The 17,268-nt window shown below is 40.3% G+C and carries 14 protein-coding genes and 1 tRNA gene; 4 read left to right on the top strand and 11 right to left on the bottom strand.

The features are described from left to right. Positions 1–747: 747 nt before the first annotated feature. Entirely contained in the window at positions 748–1,788 is a 1,041-nt protein-coding gene (holA, locus tag WCP76_RS00945) for a DNA polymerase III subunit delta (protein WP_336293814.1), read from the bottom strand. Between the two features lie 1,161 nt (positions 1,789–2,949). On the opposite strand from holA, the gene WCP76_RS00940 reads away from it, so the two are divergent. Continuing rightward, positions 2,950–3,024: transfer RNA gene (locus WCP76_RS00940), tRNA-Gly, on the top strand. A 346-nt stretch (positions 3,025–3,370) separates the two neighbouring features. Here the strand turns inward: WCP76_RS00940 and WCP76_RS00935 are convergent. The 8 genes from WCP76_RS00935 to hutI all read right to left on the bottom strand — a co-directional run bounded on the left by WCP76_RS00935 (position 3,371) and on the right by hutI (position 12,000). Next, positions 3,371–3,766 carry a DNA adenine methylase gene (locus tag WCP76_RS00935; protein ID WP_336293813.1) on the bottom strand — a complete coding sequence of 132 codons (396 nt, stop codon included), beginning with the start codon at positions 3,764–3,766 and terminating at the stop codon, positions 3,371–3,373. Between the two features lie 232 nt (positions 3,767–3,998). Further along, the gene (locus WCP76_RS00930) at positions 3,999–4,184 is read right to left on the bottom strand and encodes a hypothetical protein (RefSeq protein ID WP_336293812.1); all 186 of its coding nucleotides are present in this window, start codon (positions 4,182–4,184) and stop codon (positions 3,999–4,001) included. Positions 4,185–4,546: 362 nt separating this feature from the next. Then, complete coding sequence (locus WCP76_RS00925; RefSeq protein ID WP_336293811.1) at positions 4,547–5,125, bottom strand: HutD/Ves family protein; 579 nt, start codon at positions 5,123–5,125, stop codon at positions 4,547–4,549. Positions 5,126–5,169: 44 nt separating this feature from the next. Further along, complete coding sequence (locus tag WCP76_RS00920; protein WP_336293810.1) at positions 5,170–6,570, bottom strand: amino acid permease; 1,401 nt, start codon at positions 6,568–6,570, stop codon at positions 5,170–5,172. A 111-nt stretch (positions 6,571–6,681) separates the two neighbouring features. Beyond that, positions 6,682–8,355 (bottom strand): urocanate hydratase, encoded by a 1,674-nt coding sequence (gene hutU, locus WCP76_RS00915; RefSeq protein ID WP_336294006.1) that lies wholly within the window; start codon positions 8,353–8,355, stop codon positions 6,682–6,684. Between the two features lie 8 nt (positions 8,356–8,363). Continuing rightward, positions 8,364–9,167, bottom strand: a complete 804-nt coding sequence (gene hutG, locus WCP76_RS00910; RefSeq protein ID WP_336293809.1) for an N-formylglutamate deformylase — start codon at positions 9,165–9,167, stop codon at positions 8,364–8,366. Between the two features lies 1 nt (position 9,168). After that, a complete protein-coding gene (gene hutH / locus WCP76_RS00905; RefSeq protein ID WP_336293808.1) occupies positions 9,169–10,704 on the bottom strand; it encodes a histidine ammonia-lyase in 1,536 nt (511 codons plus the stop codon). 18 nt (positions 10,705–10,722) lie between these two features. Next, positions 10,723–12,000 carry an imidazolonepropionase gene (hutI, locus tag WCP76_RS00900; RefSeq protein ID WP_336293807.1) on the bottom strand — a complete coding sequence of 426 codons (1,278 nt, stop codon included), beginning with the start codon at positions 11,998–12,000 and terminating at the stop codon, positions 10,723–10,725. An 89-nt stretch (positions 12,001–12,089) separates the two neighbouring features. On the opposite strand from hutI, the gene WCP76_RS00895 reads away from it, so the two are divergent. Together WCP76_RS00895 and hutC are read left to right on the top strand one after the other, a co-directional pair. Next, on the top strand, positions 12,090–13,436 hold the full coding sequence (locus WCP76_RS00895; protein ID WP_336293806.1) for a formimidoylglutamate deiminase: 1,347 nt from the start codon (positions 12,090–12,092) through the stop codon (positions 13,434–13,436). 78 nt (positions 13,437–13,514) lie between these two features. Beyond that, entirely contained in the window at positions 13,515–14,255 is a 741-nt protein-coding gene (gene hutC / locus WCP76_RS00890) for a histidine utilization transcriptional repressor HutC (protein ID WP_336293805.1), read from the top strand. Here hutC and WCP76_RS00885 read toward each other — a convergent pair. Next, entirely contained in the window at positions 14,252–14,656 is a 405-nt protein-coding gene (locus WCP76_RS00885; protein ID WP_336293804.1) for a hypothetical protein, read from the bottom strand. The two genes, hutC and WCP76_RS00885, sit on opposite strands and share 4 nt — an antisense overlap. Before the next feature lie 291 nt (positions 14,657–14,947). Continuing rightward, a complete protein-coding gene (thiD, locus tag WCP76_RS00880; RefSeq protein ID WP_336293803.1) occupies positions 14,948–15,811 on the bottom strand; it encodes a bifunctional hydroxymethylpyrimidine kinase/phosphomethylpyrimidine kinase in 864 nt (287 codons plus the stop codon). A gap of 130 nt (positions 15,812–15,941) precedes the next feature. On the opposite strand from thiD, the gene WCP76_RS00875 reads away from it, so the two are divergent. Next, positions 15,942–16,748 carry a lysophospholipid acyltransferase family protein gene (locus WCP76_RS00875; protein ID WP_336293802.1) on the top strand — a complete coding sequence of 269 codons (807 nt, stop codon included), beginning with the start codon at positions 15,942–15,944 and terminating at the stop codon, positions 16,746–16,748. Positions 16,749–17,268 lie beyond the last annotated feature (520 nt).

The following is a 17,268-nucleotide window of genomic DNA, read 5'->3' as shown; positions in this document are numbered from 1 at the left end:
CTACAACCTATAAATAAATGATAAAGCTACACCTCATCTAATAATCACCTGTATAAACCACTAACAGGTCATTTTTACCTGAAAAATGCACCGAAATTAGTAATAGAAAAAGTGAAATCAAGTCCTAAAACTGATCAATTCACTGCTAGAAAACATCACAATATAAAGTACAAATGCTTTCTTTTAAGAGTTTGGAAATAATAATAACAGTTCTGTATAAACCATTATGGTTTTATTTGAAATAAATTCCCTTAAAATGTAAGCTTATACGACTCCTCTCCAAAATGCTTGGATTATAATGTACAATACTCTCCGACAGCAATCATTAACACAAATTTTTCAAATGTTGAAAACTCCACTAAACAAACTATGAAAAAAGATACTGTATTCCCAAAACATTTCTTCTTCCCCCCTCAAGAGCCATAAATAAAATAAATATGAGGTAAATTCGCTATAAACAAAGAAGATTTTAGAGCAATAACACCTTTAACATTCTTCTTATTAGACAAATTTAGTAATAAAAGTGGTATGCATTTTTTATCAAAGATATAAAAAGCTCTCTCCCTATAAGCCTCCTTGTGGTCATAAAAAATTACAAAAAGTGATAGATACAAATTATATCACCACTGCCTTTTAAAGGTCATCATATCTATTCTAAAAAAAATAAATAAACCTCATGAGAGAAAAATTTATTTCATGAAATTCTCCAGCTCTTCAAATAAGCTTTCACAAATACAGCTGAATATCTTAATTAGCCATTTGGCGCCGTAAAAAAATTGTAAGTCCTAACAAGGATTGGCGAATGATAGCTTCCTCTAAAAGCGGATTTTTACGACTTTCTAAAACAGCACTCTGAATTTTTTCCATTGCGTAGGATATGTGTTCCAACTTCCAATACTTTAAAGCTTTCTCAACTGTTCTTTTCCGTTGAAAAAAAATCGGTGGCCGTGCTTGAGAAATCACTGTAGAAGGAGACTTTCCTTCAATTTCAAATTGATAACGCAAAAGCTGCAATTGTTGAAAATGCCTTTGTGCCGTACTCAAAATAAAAAAAAGCGTACCATGAAGTGCTGTGTATCTGCTAAAACAAGCCTCAAAACTTTGTACATCACCCAATAAAACAGCATCAATTACTTCATCTAGAGAAACAGCACTTACATTACTTACAACAGCTTTCACATCTTCTATAGTAATATGAGTATCCGAAACGTAAAGACAAAGCTTTTCTAATTCACTCCGTGATACAAGACGATCCCCTCCAAAGCTTTCGTGTAACCACTTGCGCGCATCTAAAGAAAGGGTCTTCTTAAAATAGCCTAAAACCTCATCAATCAGACAGTCAAGAGAATGAGCATCATCTGCAAAACAAGGAAGAGCCATTGCTTTTGAAGTCGTTTCAATAATATTGCGCAGCCCTGTTCCTTTTTTCAAATCTCCTGCCTCAATGAGAATAAAACACGCATCTAGTGGTTCCTCAATTAAAAGCTTCAAGGCCCTAAGGAAGCCCTTTTGGTTAGCTCCATTAGAGATCCATATCAAACGATCACCCCCAAAAAGCGACAAAGTACGCGCTTCATTTCCCAAACGGGCAGGATCTTTATCGATCTCAGCTGCATCCAAACGAATGGTTGAAAACGGATCCTCTATCGCTACTTGTGTAAGCTTAGCAAAACGTTGTGCACGTTCACAAACAAGACCGCGGTCTGACCCATAAATGAGAACAACAGGAAAGGAACGCGAAAAACGCGTTAAAAAATGATCAACTTCATGCGCTTTTTTCTGAGCCAAAATATTAATCCACTAAAAGTTAACCATCATAAAAAGCTTCCCTGTAAACGTTAAAAAACATATCAATCAAATCATTTACACTCACACCATTCAGCTTTTCTTGATACATATCAAAAATCACTTTTCCAACGTGTGATATCAATGTACGATCTCTGTAATTAAAAGCTTTACGTATAAATACGTCACCATGATAGTTGTTAATCTCTTATCTTCAACAGTTTTTTAGTTAACCATTTTACAAAACGAACCATTCCTAAATTTAAAGCTGAATACAAACGATGATAAGAACCATGAAGAGCTGTAAAAATGCTTTGATTAATCTTGGTTAATATCAATTAAAGCCTGTGTTGTTTCTTAAACATCAGAAAATTTAAATACCAATGAAGAAATGACTTTAATCTCAGCTTTATCTGCTTCATCTTTTAATATCTTAAGTTTTTAAACAGAATTAACCTAATAAGCATTATACAAGTAACAACTTTTTTCAAATTTGCTTAATTTTTATAAATACTTTAAAATTTTTACAACATTTATATGATAAACAACCTCCATGACATCACCAGCAATCTTGGTAAATGAAAACACTATTTTAGTTTCAGTAGGATCAAAAATTGTAACAGAAACAATAAAAGTTTCTTTGTTACCGCAAGTACTGTTTGTACTGAATAGGTAGTAATTGTTACAATAACATTTAAGTTTATCGCCAACAACTTATGTGCAGTTTGCATTTTTTTAGATATATTATCTCACACTGATAAATAAAGTGATTTTGAAAATTTTACTATCTTGATAGCCTTTTTATACAAATACAACCACCATCTCTTTGCGAAAAGCATCCACAATATTCTATAATTTGTATAAGCATAAATTTAATGTATTTAAAATAATCAGCCATTTTCTTACAACTATTCATGATAAAAAAAGCTGTAATCGTAATCTACAATACGAATACTCTTTTCGAAATTCTATTACGATCTTTGTTTTACAACAATTAAAAAGGAAATAATTTATTTCTGAAAAACCTTTCAAATTCGGTACTTATTTCTATTTTTGAGATGTAAGAAAAATAAATCAAACTGAAATGTTATTTTTTTGTTGCAATTCTCAAAAGCCTACGCCATACAGGCAACATCTGAAGCAAAATATGTTTCGAATCGGTGAGCGGGTGTAGCTCAGGGGTAGAGCACAACCTTGCCAAGGTTGGGGTCGTGGGTTCGAATCCCATCGCCCGCTCCATGTAAATTTTGCATTTACAAACTAGTTTTTTTTCGGCTTATTATATGTAGCTTACCACCTCCTTTTGCATAAATTCATTTTTTTTCACAGGGTTTTTAAGGGGGTCTCAAAGAATCTTCAAAGGTCATTTAAAGACCTTTTAAATGAGTATTCTTTCTTCTGTCAAAAATCGCAATTTGTGATGATCAATTCTTTGGCAATAGTATGATTTAAAATGCCACAGGAATAAGATGTAGTAACCTCTTTTATAGAAAATCGATAAAGTTTTTGCAAATCTCTGGCACGTCATTTAAAGAAAGAGCTTACCTTTTAATTGCGCAAGAAGCTTGGCCATCGCCTGATAATCTTACTGCTGAAACAAGTATTTCCCGCAATAGTCCTCAACACACCAATAAGGCAGATCAAAGTAAAACAAAATGTTTGACTTATCATAGCGAAGCATAAAGTCTGACCAGTTTAAATGTTCAATGGTAACCCCTGCTAAACGGCGGTAAAGAGCCTTTAAAAACGCTTCAATTTTAAAAGTATTAAACCACATGCTACGGATAAAGCGAAATCCGCCACCCCCGCGCTTTAACACCTTGCCGCTAAAACTTGACAGTTGCAAATACAAAAATCGAAGAGCACACTCTAAATCAGTTAAATCCTTTTGATCTTGTCGTAAGAGACCTTGAAACTCCTGACGGCTGCTGATCTTGAACTTCAGCAAATCCATAAAGAGCTGATAATAGCGTTGCAACACTCGGAAAATTCACTACATCACCCACACGATTATTAATGACTTCCGCAGCTGATATCAATTTCCTCCTAAAAAAAGCCCCATCCGTACCGATAAAAGGTTTAGCATAAATGTTGTGCGAAATCTCTTCAATAATTTTGACAAGGGTTTTGCCCAATATTCCTTTTCCACCGACGTAAGCAGTTAGCTGGTATAATAAGATGAATCGATTTTAACGTTTCAGAAAAAATTGTTTTCATACTTTATACAAAGAAGAGATCAATTGAAGAAACCAAAGATGTGTTTCAGCCATGGTAAAACGAGCTACCCATAGAGCAATGGTAAAAGCCATGAGGACAGCAATAATTTTGATAATGACACCGGTTAAAATTGTATGTTCATTTGTCCATACTATAAGCCCGTTGATAAAAGTTACCAACACTGGCCATCAAACTGTCATGCAGGTTCTAAATATCAAGTTAAAAGACGATTCTCGCTATTCTTGGATATGGCAGCGTATGAACCATAAAGACAAAAAACATCCTTTAGGAAAAAATAATCACCATATGGTAATCCTTGTGTTTTTGATGAAGAAAATCTATCACATAATAGCGATTGTTAAGTTAAAGATGAGAGAAAAGCCCTCTTCATAATTATTCGCTTTTTTGTCATTCCAATCTCTTAATTCCTATTGTAGTAATATCCGATAAAAGACTGACTATTTTTCTTTTTGCATTTGATAAATTTAAGCTGCGCATCCCCTTAAAGCCACCTCTTATCAAATATAAAGATTAAATTCTTTAATTAGCACTTTTGATTATAATAAAGCTTAATAACAAAGAACGTACCTTTCCCTGTTATACAGCGCAAATTTACTGTACCGGGGTATTCCAGCATCACCGTATCAAAGCGCGAAACATTTATTATTCTGCTTTCAAATTCTACTTCATACTCAGCATTGAAAACAACTAATAGATATGCAGCATCATTTAGCAGCAAATTTTCTTCATCGGTGTCCATCCGCACCATCTCATGTTTCCAAGTTTTTCTGCGCGTCATAATATTCAAATCGGTCGTTTCGCGACCATTCAGTATCGCGTCCACAGAAGCCTCACCAGCAAACGAAAAAGGCTGGCTGCTACGATCGAGAACGATAGTATCTTGGTTTGCAACATTCAGAGTAACCTGATCTCCATCTAATAGCGCTATCGTCCGATCAATACCTTCGAAACTGGAAAAGGGACCGGATTGACTAATAGTCGCAATGCTAATGCGCCAATCCATTTCACCATGATCATTCAGCGAAAGTGCTACTTCACGTGTGCTCCCACCGCCATTTTTCCAAGGCATGACTTTATATTGACTAGCTTTCAACCATTGCATCTGGGACCCTCAACTTCAGTATAATTAGAATTTTTTTATCCGCATTAATCACAGCCAAAACCATTATTCTTTTTGACAACCCATCGACCATCTTTGTCCAGATATTGAATGGTATAGTAACATAGGGTCAACCATATGACCCATATTGCACCAACAACAAGTGCCGCCCTTGTTGTTTCAAATACCCCTAAAAGAACAATGATGAAAACCATAAAAAGGATGGCAACAATGGAACCTATGGGCCAAAACGGTACAGGATATTTCAAATCCGCAACCTCACTCACCGACATTTTCAACCGCATAAAAAATTGCGAAAGCAGGATAAAAAGCCAAACAAAAACCGTCGCAAAAGTTGCCATGGCAGCGATCAGAAAAAATAATTTATCATGATAGAAGTAATTGAGTACGACACCAGTTACCAACACTAGAAACATGATTAAAACTGCCGGAACGGGTATGCCATTTTCTGAAACATGGGTAAGGTATTTCAAGGCATGGCCTTCTTCCGCTAGACCATGCATCATTCGTCCAGCACCAAAAAGATTACTGTTAATTGCTGAAACTGCTGCCGTTATGACAACAATATTAAGGATATTGGCAGCATATTTGATGCCAATACTTTCAAAGATTGTAACAAAAGGGCTTCCTTGTATGCCAATCTGATTCCATGGATAAAGCGACATAAGGATAGCCAACGTCATAATATAAAACAGTAGGATGCGGAACGGTATTGCATTGATTGCTTTGGGAATATTCTTATCTGCATCTTCGGCCTCGACAACTGTGAGACCAATGATTGCTACCCCACCGAAAGCAAAAACCACCACACTAAATGATGCGATGAAACCAAACCAGCCATTGGGCATCCAACCACTATGGCTCCAAAGATTATGAATGCCTACGGGTTGATCTGCGTAGCTGCCAAAGCCAAAAACGATAATAATAATACCGCCCACAATCATTGCAATGATTGCTGATATTTTTATCATAGACAGGCAAAACTCCATTTCACCGAAAATCTTTACAGCAGTTAAGTTTAAGGCCGTAATGATCAGCGTGATACTCAATGTCCATATCCAAGGAGACACGCCAGGATACCAAAAAGCCATATAGGTGGCAAAAGCAGTAATATCGGCAACACAAACTAATGCCATTTCAAAAATGTATGTCCAACCTGCCAAAAAACCAGCGAGAGGAGTAATGTAAGCTGAAGCATAGCGGCAAAATGAACCAGGAAGTGGATTACGTATGGCCATTTCTCCCAGAGCGCGCATAACCATGAAGGCCATAACGCCAGAAATGCAATATGCCAGAAGCACGATAGGTCCGGCCAATTTGATTGCACTTGCCGAGCCATAAAAAAGACCTGTACCAATAGTCGATCCAAGCGCAATAAAAAAGATGTGCCTCTTATTCAAACCTTTTTTTAACCCACGACGACCCATTCCTATTCCTCCCATATTTTGTATTATCTCTTAAGGAAAAAAGTGCGAAGTTTAAGACAAGCCGTACAATACTCCCATACTTTAGGCTTGCCTTACTGCTGTTTTATACGATCAGTTTCCCAAAATGCCGGGAAGCCGTAAATTGTGTTCTTTTGCACATTCAATCGCTATTTCATATCCGGCATCAGCATGACGCATGACACCAGTTGCCGGATCGTTCCACAAGACGCGCTCAATTCTTTTTGCGGCATCGTCGCTGCCATCACAACAGATGACCATACCAGAATGCTGGCTGAAGCCCATGCCAACACCACCACCATGATGAAATGAAACCCATGTTGCACCAGATGAGGTATTCAACAGCGCATTTAATAATGGCCAATCCGAAACTGCATCGGAACCATCTTTCATGGCTTCGGTTTCACGGTTTGGTGAAGCGACAGATCCTGAATCCAGATGGTCACGCCCAATAACGATTGGAGCAGATAATTCACCATTCTTGACCATCTCGTTGAATGCCAAACCAAGGCGGTGGCGATCACCAAGGCCAACCCAGCATATACGAGCAGGCAACCCTTGAAATGCTATGCGTTCGCGTGCCATATCAAGCCAGTTATGCAGGTGCTTATCATTCGGTATCAATTCCTTAACCTTTTGATCAGTCTTGTAGATATCTTCCGGATCGCCTGACAGTGCAGCCCAACGGAAAGGCCCAATGCCTCGACAGAAAAGCGGCCGAATATATGCAGGTACAAAGCCCGGAAAATCAAACGCATTTTCCAAACCTTCATCCTTGGCCATCTGTCTGATATTGTTCCCATAGTCAAATGTTGGAATGCCATCATGATAGAAATCTAAAATAGCTTGTACGTGCACTTTCATTGACGCACGCGCCGCTTTTTCAACCTCTGCAGGATGAGATACACGTTTTTCTTTCCATTGCTCCATTGTCCAGCCGATTGGCAAATAACCATTGATCGGATCATGGGCAGATGTTTGATCTGTTACCATATTCGGACGCACACCACGGTGCACCATTTCTGTAAAAATTTCGGCAGCGTTTCCAAGTAACCCGACAGATTTTGCGATACCTTTTGAAGTCCAGTCTGCTATCATGGACAAAGCCTCGTCAAGGGTTTCTGCCTTTTCATCAAGGTAACGCGTACGTAACCGGAAGTCGATGCTCTCAGGATTACATTCAACAGCAAGACATGATGCTCCTGCCATAACGGCCGCAAGTGGTTGTGCACCACCCATACCGCCAAGTCCTGCAGTCAGAATCCACTTTCCTTTCAAGTCGCCATTGTAATGTTGGCGGCCAGCTTCAACAAAGGTTTCATAAGTGCCCTGCACTATACCTTGTGAACCGATATAAATCCACGAACCTGCAGTCATCTGTCCGTACATCATTAGGCCTTTTTTATCAAGTTCATTGAAATGGTCCCAGTTTGCCCAATGTGGGACAAGGTTAGAATTAGCAATCAATACCCGAGGAGCATCTTTATGTGTGCGGAAGACACCGACAGGCTTACCCGATTGCACTAGCAAAGTTTCGTCCTCTTCCAACAAGCGCAATGTATCAATAATACGGTAGAAATCCTCCCATGTGCGGGCTGCACGTCCAATACCGCCATAAACCACCAATTCATGGGGATTTTCTGCAACATCGGGGTGAAGATTATTCATAAGCATTCGCAGTGGCGCTTCTGTCAACCAGCTTTTTGCCGATATTTCACTTCCCACTGGTGGCTTTATTTCACAAATATTATGGCGCGGATTTATCATTTTCATTCTTATCTCCCATTGTTTGAATATGTTTTGACATCAGCCAATATAGCTTCAAGAATCTCTTTGAGATGGATCTGCAAAGCCGTTGCCTTTTCACTATCATAGGCAAATGGTGGTTTTTCCTTTTCCAGATATGTCGATTGCGCAAGCTCCATCTGTATTGCATAAATATTGTTTTCTGGATCACCATAATGGCGTGTTGTCCAGCCACCTTTAAACCGTCCATTCAGAACATGGTCATAGCCTGCAGCTTTTACCAAAACGTTCAAGACTGCCTGCTCCATAGATGGTATTGTAGTTTTGCCGCTATTAGTCCCTACGTTGAAATCTGGTAGTTTTTCTTCAAACAAAAACGGTATATGTGACCGAATTGAATGGCAGTCATACAAAACAGCAAATCCATGCATCTCCTTCACGCGATCAATTTCCGCCTGTAAAGAAGCGTGATAGGGTGCATGATAGAGCTCTTTGCGCTGTTCAATTTCAGCGGAATCGGGATTCTCAAACCAAATAGGACATCCATCAAAATCGGTTACCGGTACAAGTGATGTCGTATTTTGTCCCGGATAAAGGCTGACATCAGCAGGATCACGATTTGCATCAATAACATAGCGATGGAAAAGAGCGCGAACAGTTGTAACATCGTCGACAAGACCGTCATAAAGCCGGTCGACATACCAATCCGTATCAGCAAGAATTTGTCCTTTTTCGTTCAAATTATGATGAATATTTTCAGGGATAAAGGTGCCGGTATGGGGAAAAGCCAATATGAGCGGGCTATTTCCACATTTAACATCGAACACATCCATCTTAAACCTCCAGTGCCACAAAAATATCTCTCGGAAGCACGCCAAGCAGTATCCCTTCAGCCACCAGTTTCTGCCCCTTTTCCAAATCTGAAGCCATATAACGGTCTATTTCAAGTGTCGCCACGTCTTTGCGTAATTTTTCAATAACCGACAATAACAGCGGACTGGTTTTGAGCGGCGCACGAAACTCTATACCCTGTGCTGCCGCAATAGTTTCAATCCCGATAATGGCAAACAGGTTATCGCTCATTTGCAAAAGACGGCGCGCACCATGGCAAGCCATGGAAACATGGTCTTCCTGATTTGCCGAAGTCGGCGTTGAATCGACTGACGCAGGATGCGCCATCTGTTTGTTTTCCGACATCAAAGCAGCCGATGTTACTTCAGCAATCATCAAGCCAGAATTGAGCCCTGGTTTTTTAACCAAAAATGCCGGCAAGCCATAAGACAATGCCGGATCCACCATTAACGCAATGCGGCGTTGTGCGATAGCACCAATTTCGCAAAGCGCAAGAGCAATCTGGTCAGCTGCAAATGCAACTGGTTCTGCATGGAAATTGCCACCTGACACAACGCTATTGTCACTCAACACCAACGGATTGTCGGTTACGGCATTTGCCTCAATGATAAGCGTTTTAGCAGCCGCTGAAAGGAGATCGTAACATGCCCCATTAACCTGCGGCTGGCAGCGGATACAATAGGGATCCTGTACCCGCCCATCATTATTGAGATGACTGACGCGTATCTGCGAACCCTCAAGCAATTTGCGCAAACTTTGTGCAGTAACAATCTGCCCTTTATGCCCACGCAAGCTGTGGATATCTGGATGAAAAGGAGCTAATAATCCCATGATGGCTTCCGTTGACATAGCTCCCGCCAAAAGCGCTCCGCATAATGCACGATAACCTCGAAATAAACCGGCAAGAGCAAGCGCAGTCGATGTCTGCGTGCCATTAATCAGGGCTAATCCTTCTTTAGCTTGCAACACCACAGGCTTTAACCCTACCTTTGCCAAAGCATCGGCACCACTCATACGAGCATTTTGATAAAAAGCTTCACCTTCACCCATCAAAACAGCCGCCATATGCGCCAATGGAGCTAGATCGCCAGAAGCACCAACCGATCCTTTTTCAGGAATGACGGGGATAACACCTTTTTCCAGCATCGCTTCGATCAGAGCAATCAATTCCGGCCGTACACCGGAAGCACCCCGACCAAGCGAAATGAGCTTAAGCGTCATGATCAATCGAACAATGTTTTCAGGAAGCGGAGCGCCTATACCACAACAATGCGACAAGATAAGATTTCTTTGCAAAGTTGTCACATCGGCCGCATCAATTTTTATGGAAGCGAGCTTACCAAATCCCGTATTCACACCATAAACAGGCTCGTTTCCTGCCACTATTTCTGCAATGCGAGCAACACCTTTTTCAATAGCAGCGTTTGTGGATGAATCAAGCTTGCATAAAGCACCGTGCCAATAGACGGCTTCTAATATATCAAGAGAAACGTGTCCTGGTTTTAAAATATAATTCATAATGTCCTCTCTCAGCTGTTACTTAGAATTAAAGTTATTTTTTGGAAACGGTGCCAATGAGCGATAATGGGCATGAAGAGGATTGAAGCCAATTCGATAGACAAGCTCTGCAGGCTCCTCAATATCCCATACTGCAAAATCAGCACGCTTACCTTTTTCAAGAGTGCCGCAGTACTTCAGAATACCAAGCGCACGCGCCGCCTCGCGCGTAACTGCAGACAAACATTCATCAACTCGGATATCAAAAAGCGTTGCCGCCATATTCATTGTCAATAGTAGCGACGTCAGCGGCGACGTGCCGGGATTACAATCGGTTGCTAATGCAATGGGGACATTTTCTGCACGCAAAAGTGCAATAGGAGGTTTTCGGGTTTCGTGGATTGTATAAAAAGCACCGGGCACAATAACCGCCACAGTGCCCGCTGCTGCCATAGCTTGAACACCGTCCTCGTCGAGATATTCCAGATGATCTGCCGACAAAGCACCGTAGGAAGCAGCCAATTTTGCACCACCAAGATTGCTCAATTGTTCTGCATGCAACTTAACAGGTAAACTTAATTCTTTCGCTTTATTGAAGACACGAGCTATCTGCTCTGGAGAAAAAGCAATATTTTCACAAAACCCATCCACAGCATCAATGAGACCTTCCGCATGCCCTTGTTCAATAACGGGAAAAACCACTTCGTCAATATATTCGTCTATACGATTTTTATAAAGCGGCGGCACAGCATGAGCTGCAAGGCAGGTTGTGCACACATGAACAGAGCGCAGATTAGCAATCTTTCTGGCGGCTCGAAGCATATTCAATTCAGCTTCAACCGAAAGGCCGTAACCAGATTTGATTTCAATAGTTGTCACGCCTTCACTTAGCAAATGGTCGAGCCGCGGCAAAGCTGAGGTTGCTAATTCATCCACGGTCATCGAAGCTGTCGCTGATACCGTGGAGGTAATGCCCCCCCCTGCCCGCGCTATTTCTTCATAAGAAGCACCCTCAAGCCGCATTTCAAATTCTTTTGCGCGATTTCCTCCGTAGATAATGTGCGTATGGCAATCTATAAGTCCAGGTGTAACCCAGCGCTGCTGTAAATCAATAATACGTGTATCATCTTCAATTGGATTAAATCCAGCAGAAGACCCGCAATATACTATCAATCCATTTTCCACATAGAGCACACCATCTTCAATGATACCTACGCCCGAAAAACCTTCTGCCATCGTCATGAGACGCGCATTTTTAAAAAAAAACCGACCCTTGCCCAATTCTTCAAAATTAGCATGCGGTGTGAATTTTCCCATTGCAGCCTCCCTGAATGCGATTATAATGTATATACATAATACTTTTCTTGGCAAGCCCCTTTTAAAAAACGCGCAATTTGGAGGACGTAATGCACAAAATTTTTTCAGAAACTGCTCTGATTGGACGTGCTTGGCAACATAATGTCACGCTCTGCGTAGAAAACGGGATGATACAGTCCATCACCCCCGATACGAAACTTACAGATCATGCACACCATTATCAAGCACTGGTTGCCGGCATGCCCAACCTGCACAGCCATGCTTTTCAGCGTGCCATGGCTGGTTTTGCCGAGCGTCGCGGCAGCACAATAGACAGTTTCTGGAGCTGGCGCACGGAGATGTATCGGCTTGCACTTTCCATGAAACCCCAGCAGTTAGAAGATGTAGCTAGCCAACTTTACATGGAAATGTTGGAAGCTGGTTTTACACGCGTCGGAGAATTTCATTATCTGCATCATAATGTTGATGGAAAGCCCTATGATGACATTGGTGAAATGGCAAGTCGTATTGCAGCAGCTGCCGAAAAAACATCCATACGCCTGACACTTCTACCGGTGTTTTATGCTCATGCAAACTTTGGAGGAATAGAACCAATTGACGGGCAAAAACCTTTTATCAATAATCCCGAAACTTTTTACAAACTTCTAACATCCTGCAAGCGGCACCTGAAACAACTTGATGGTTCTGTTCTTGGTATTGCGCCGCATAGTTTGCGTGCAGTGACACCACAAGAACTTGAAACCATTTTGCCTATGACTGAAGGCAGCCCCGTCCATATCCACATTGCCGAACAGATAAAAGAAGTGGATGATTGTATCGCATGGTCAGGACAGCGCCCTGTGGAATGGTTGCTCGAACACCAGCCCGTTGATGATAAATGGTGCTTGATCCATGCTACCCACATGACCGAACGGGAAACAAAAAGCGCGGCCTTGACCGGCGCAATCGCCGGTCTCTGCCCGATAACGGAAGGCAATCTGGGCGATGGTATTTTTAATGGTTTGAAATTTCTTGACCATGGTGGTGATTTCGGTATCGGATCAGACTCAAATGTTTGTATTTCTGTCGATCAGGAATTGCGTCAGCTTGAATATTCGTTACGATTAAAAAATCACATGCGCAATGTGGTTGCAACGACAGAACAGTCCAATGGCCTCAACCTATATACAAAAGCTATTTCCGGTGGAAAAAAAGCATTAGGTTGCAAAAGTGCCATACATGTCGGCCAACCAGCTGATTTTGTTGCACTCGACCGTCAAGGACAAGATTGGCTTGTGGATGATGCTATATTAGATAATTGGATCTTCACCGGCAATATCTCTGTTGAGAGTGTTTGGATCGGGGGCCGTGAAATCGTCAAGAATGGTCAACACCATGCGCGACAAATGATAACAGGAGCATTTCAAAAAACTATGCGTTCCTTGTTTGAAAAATAACATGGATTTCTCATAATTTATTGTGATCTGCGCAAACTGTGCTTTGCCTGATGTCATAGAATTGAATAAGATAACGTTATGACACCCAAAGAAGATAAAACTCTACACCAGCGCATATTGCACGAAATCCAAAATAACATTCTCTCGGGTATTTGGTTGCCAAAACACCGTTTGCCATTCGAAGTTGATCTGGCTAAACATTATGGTTGTTCACGTATGACAGTTAACAAGGTTATGACGCAGCTTGCTGCAGCGGGTATGGTAGAACGCAAGCGCAAATCAGGGACATTTGTCCGTATGCCGCAAAGCCAGTCTGCCATTTTGCCCATTAATGAAATTGCGACAGAAGTTGCAACGATGGGGCTTAGTTACAGTTGGAACATTCTTGAACAGGAAAAACGCAAAGCAAAACCGGAAGAAAGACAAAAACTGGACTTGCGACAAGGCGATGTGGTTCTTGCAATAAGCTGCCTTCACCTTGCCAATGCGCGGCCATTTTGCCTTGAGCGACGCCTCATCAACCTTCAAACCGTACCAAATGCTGAAAACGTCGATTTTAAGGCTATCGCACCGGGAAATTGGCTAATCGAGACGGTTCCATGGAGTACAGCCGACAACCGCATTGCAGCCGTATTGGCCGATTTGGAAACGTCGCGGATATTGCAAATTGCCGAGCGCGACGCCTGCCTTCTTGTTGAACGCCTGACCCGCAATCATAACGGTATCGTAACAAAGGTCAATCTGCTTTATGCTGGCGACAGGCACTCTATTGTAGCTCAGTTCGAGCCTAAACTCGACCGAATACCGACTACAGATTAAGAATGTCCTGTTCTTAGCAGAATTTCAGTACGACAACGAATGTGAAACAAATTATCGGCAGACCTAATTTTCAACGTAGTAAAAAAACTGATTCGACCTTCCTTCTTCAGCAATAATTTCTTTTTGCGGGAAAATGACTTTTCTGGAAACATCACTGAAAACCTCATTTCATGTGCCACAATTATTGTGCACCTCTCATCTGCCAATTCACCGATAACGTTCAACACCTCTCCCACGAGTTCAGAATCTAGAGCAAATGTCAGTTCATCGTATCCAGAACGTGGATGGATGCCTCGACAACATTTTGCAAAATGAAGGCCAAAAACTGCTACGGAATGCCATCTGTTTTTTCTATTTTTGATTGATTGTACTGTCGATATAGCTATTAGAAATGAATTCAAATAGAATTTCATACTCCATCATAAATGCTTTACCAGCAAGTTAAGGGAATGCTCAGAGAACTTTACTCTTTAATATTTCTATTTAATATTTCTATCTTGCAATGAACAAGGATTAAGAAAATTCTCTGTTAAACAGATCATAAGATAAAAATACATATAAAAAGCTAATTCTCGTTTTTTCGCTTAGAATAAAAACTATTACACCATCTAAAATAGGGTTTAAGTCTTTGGTATAATTCAACTATGAAAAAAACCGCAGAGTGAAAGTTTCCGTTTCAACAATCGGTTGTTTCACATATTTTTCCATAACTCGTAGAAATGATGAAGTGGTCCTCGGCCCTTCCCTACTTGTAACGCTTCTGAAGCATATAGAGCCCCATTTAAATAGTCTTTTGCTTGTCTAACTGCACAAACCAAAGGCCGTGTAGGTAAAAAAGCTGCAATAGCAGCTGAAATGGTACAACCTGTACCATGATCATGAGTAGTTATGAAACGAGAGCCTTCAAGCATAACAGATCCTTTGGAATCACAATAAAGATCTGGACTAAAAGAATTGTGATTTTCTGCACTCTTTTTTGCAAGAGTACTCAAATGCCCTCCCTTCAACAAAATTGCATTACAACCCAGAGCGAGAAGCCGTGGACCGTAGTGGTACATAGCGTTTAACGACCACTGTACATCAGATCCCAACAACAAAGCTGCTTCAGGCAAATTTGGCGTGATTAAAGTGGACATCGGCACAAGAACATCACGCATCACTTCAATCGTATCAAGTTTTAAAAGAAGATCACCGCTTTTTGCAACCATAACGGGATCAAAAACAATAAAGCGCGCCTTGTGATAAGCAAGACGCTCTGCGATAATCTTTGCAATTTGAGCATTTGCTACCATACCGATTTTAACAGCATCAACATGGATATCTTCAAAAACAGAATCAATTTGATCAGCAACAAAAGAAGCATCTAACGCTTTAAAAGCACGGACACCTTGTGTGTTTTGTGCAACAACAGCTGTAACCACACTCATACCATAAGTCTTCATCGCTGAAAAAACTTTCAGATCCGCTTGCATTCCAGCGCCACCAGAAGGATCAGTCCCAGAAATAGATAAAATTCGTGGAATAAAAAGGGAATCTTGGCTAACCTGTAATTTCATCAGCCTCTTTCCTTATGTTTTTAAATGTCTAAAAATAAATTCTAGAAAAAATAGATGTTTGAAAAACACAAAAGAGAGATGTTTTCTCACATAAACTAGGTTATATGTACGGTACTTTTGCAAATATAAAATGGAAAATGCAGTGCTCATCTTTCGTTCTCTTCTTTTTACATTAGCTTTTTATACAACTACTTTTATACAAATGATTCTCTATGCTCCCGTCTATTTTCTAATGCCACGCAAAAAAGCGTGGATTGTTCCTAAAACATGGGCGCGTTTCACCCTCTTTTTGCAAAAATATATTGCAGGTACACGCTATGAAATTGAAGGATTAGAAAACCTCCCCAAAGGAGCCTACATCATTGCTCCAAAACATCAATCTGCGTGGGAAACCTTTGGCCTTATTCCCTATCTTGATGATCCCACCCTCATTCTAAAACGTGAGCTGACGTGGATTCCATTTTTTGGCTGGTACATGGCAAAAACACAAATTATTCCAATTAACCGAACAACACCCATTAAAGCCTTAAAAGCTATTATACAAAAAGCTAAAAAAAAAGTGAAACAAGGGCGTCAAATTCTAATATTCCCTGAAGGGACACGCCGACAGCCAGGTCAAGAACCAAATTATAAATCAGGGATTGTTGCTCTCTACAATGAATTGGGGCTTCAAGTTGTTCCCATTGCACACAATGCTGGCTTATATTGGCCGCGCAACAATTTTCGTCGCTATCCTGGAACAATTCGGGTTCGCATTCTCCCCCCTATAGAAGCTGGCTTAAGTAAACGCGATTTCCTAGATCAACTTATCCAAAAAACGGAAAAAAACTGTGATGAACTGCTTTTATTAGCAGCCCAAGATTCTAATCCTCCGCCTATGCCACCTTGCGCTATAAAAAAACTCAAAAAACTGAAGAATTATAAGCTAAAAAATTGATTTATAAAAATAAGTTACTACTTTTTATTAAGCATAAAGTACCAGGTGCAGGATATTTTATCCTACTATAATTATAAAAAAGTGTTCGCTTTCTAGTTAAAAAAAAGAGAGACATATAAGCAAAACCATTTGAAAAAGAAAAGAATATACCTTTTATGAACCATCTCAATACAAAAGTAATTGCGACATTGGAAATACTATAAAATATAATGTGATGAGAACATTCTCCCTCATAATAATAAATATAGCAATGACCCAATAAGCTTTATATTATACCACTCATGAGTCGTGCCAAGATATGGGATGGAAAAAAGCGAGATATCTCTTTAAAGGAATTATATGAATAAGCAGTTCAATAGTGAACTACTTTTCGTGGGGGACATAATTACATTATAGGATATAAAACTAAAAGATGTTATCTTAGAGACTCTTGCAAGCTGTAAAATTGAATTCAAGGGGAAAAATAAAGATAAGAGCTTGTTTTTAATCATGAAAAAACTGATACGTAATTAATAATTTG

Origin of the sequence: Bartonella vaga, from assembly GCF_037070895.1 — a bacterium.
Taxonomy (GTDB): domain Bacteria; phylum Pseudomonadota; class Alphaproteobacteria; order Rhizobiales; family Rhizobiaceae; genus Bartonella.
The sequence above is the reverse complement of the archived record's forward strand: the minus strand, read 5'-3'. Positions and strand labels throughout refer to the sequence as shown.

Bases quoted from the DNA above. Each gene is read 5' to 3' on its own strand.
- WCP76_RS00925 (WP_336293811.1), bottom strand. From the start codon at position 5,125: ATGCAATGGTTGAAAGCTAGTCAATATAAAGTCATGCCTTGGAAAAAT.
- hutC (WP_336293805.1), top strand. From the start codon at position 13,515: ATGACACCCAAAGAAGATAAAACTCTACACCAGCGCATATTGCACGAA.
- hutH (WP_336293808.1), bottom strand. From the start codon at position 10,704: ATGAATTATATTTTAAAACCAGGACACGTTTCTCTTGATATATTAGAA.
- hutI (WP_336293807.1), bottom strand. From the start codon at position 12,000: ATGGGAAAATTCACACCGCATGCTAATTTTGAAGAATTGGGCAAGGGT.
- WCP76_RS00875 (WP_336293802.1), top strand. From the start codon at position 15,942: ATGGAAAATGCAGTGCTCATCTTTCGTTCTCTTCTTTTTACATTAGCT.
- WCP76_RS00920 (WP_336293810.1), bottom strand. From the start codon at position 6,570: ATGGGTCGTCGTGGGTTAAAAAAAGGTTTGAATAAGAGGCACATCTTT.
- hutG (WP_336293809.1), bottom strand. From the start codon at position 9,167: ATGGATGTGTTCGATGTTAAATGTGGAAATAGCCCGCTCATATTGGCT.
- WCP76_RS00895 (WP_336293806.1), top strand. From the start codon at position 12,090: ATGCACAAAATTTTTTCAGAAACTGCTCTGATTGGACGTGCTTGGCAA.
- thiD (WP_336293803.1), bottom strand. From the start codon at position 15,811: ATGAAATTACAGGTTAGCCAAGATTCCCTTTTTATTCCACGAATTTTA.
- hutU (WP_336294006.1), bottom strand. From the start codon at position 8,355: ATGATAAATCCGCGCCATAATATTTGTGAAATAAAGCCACCAGTGGGA.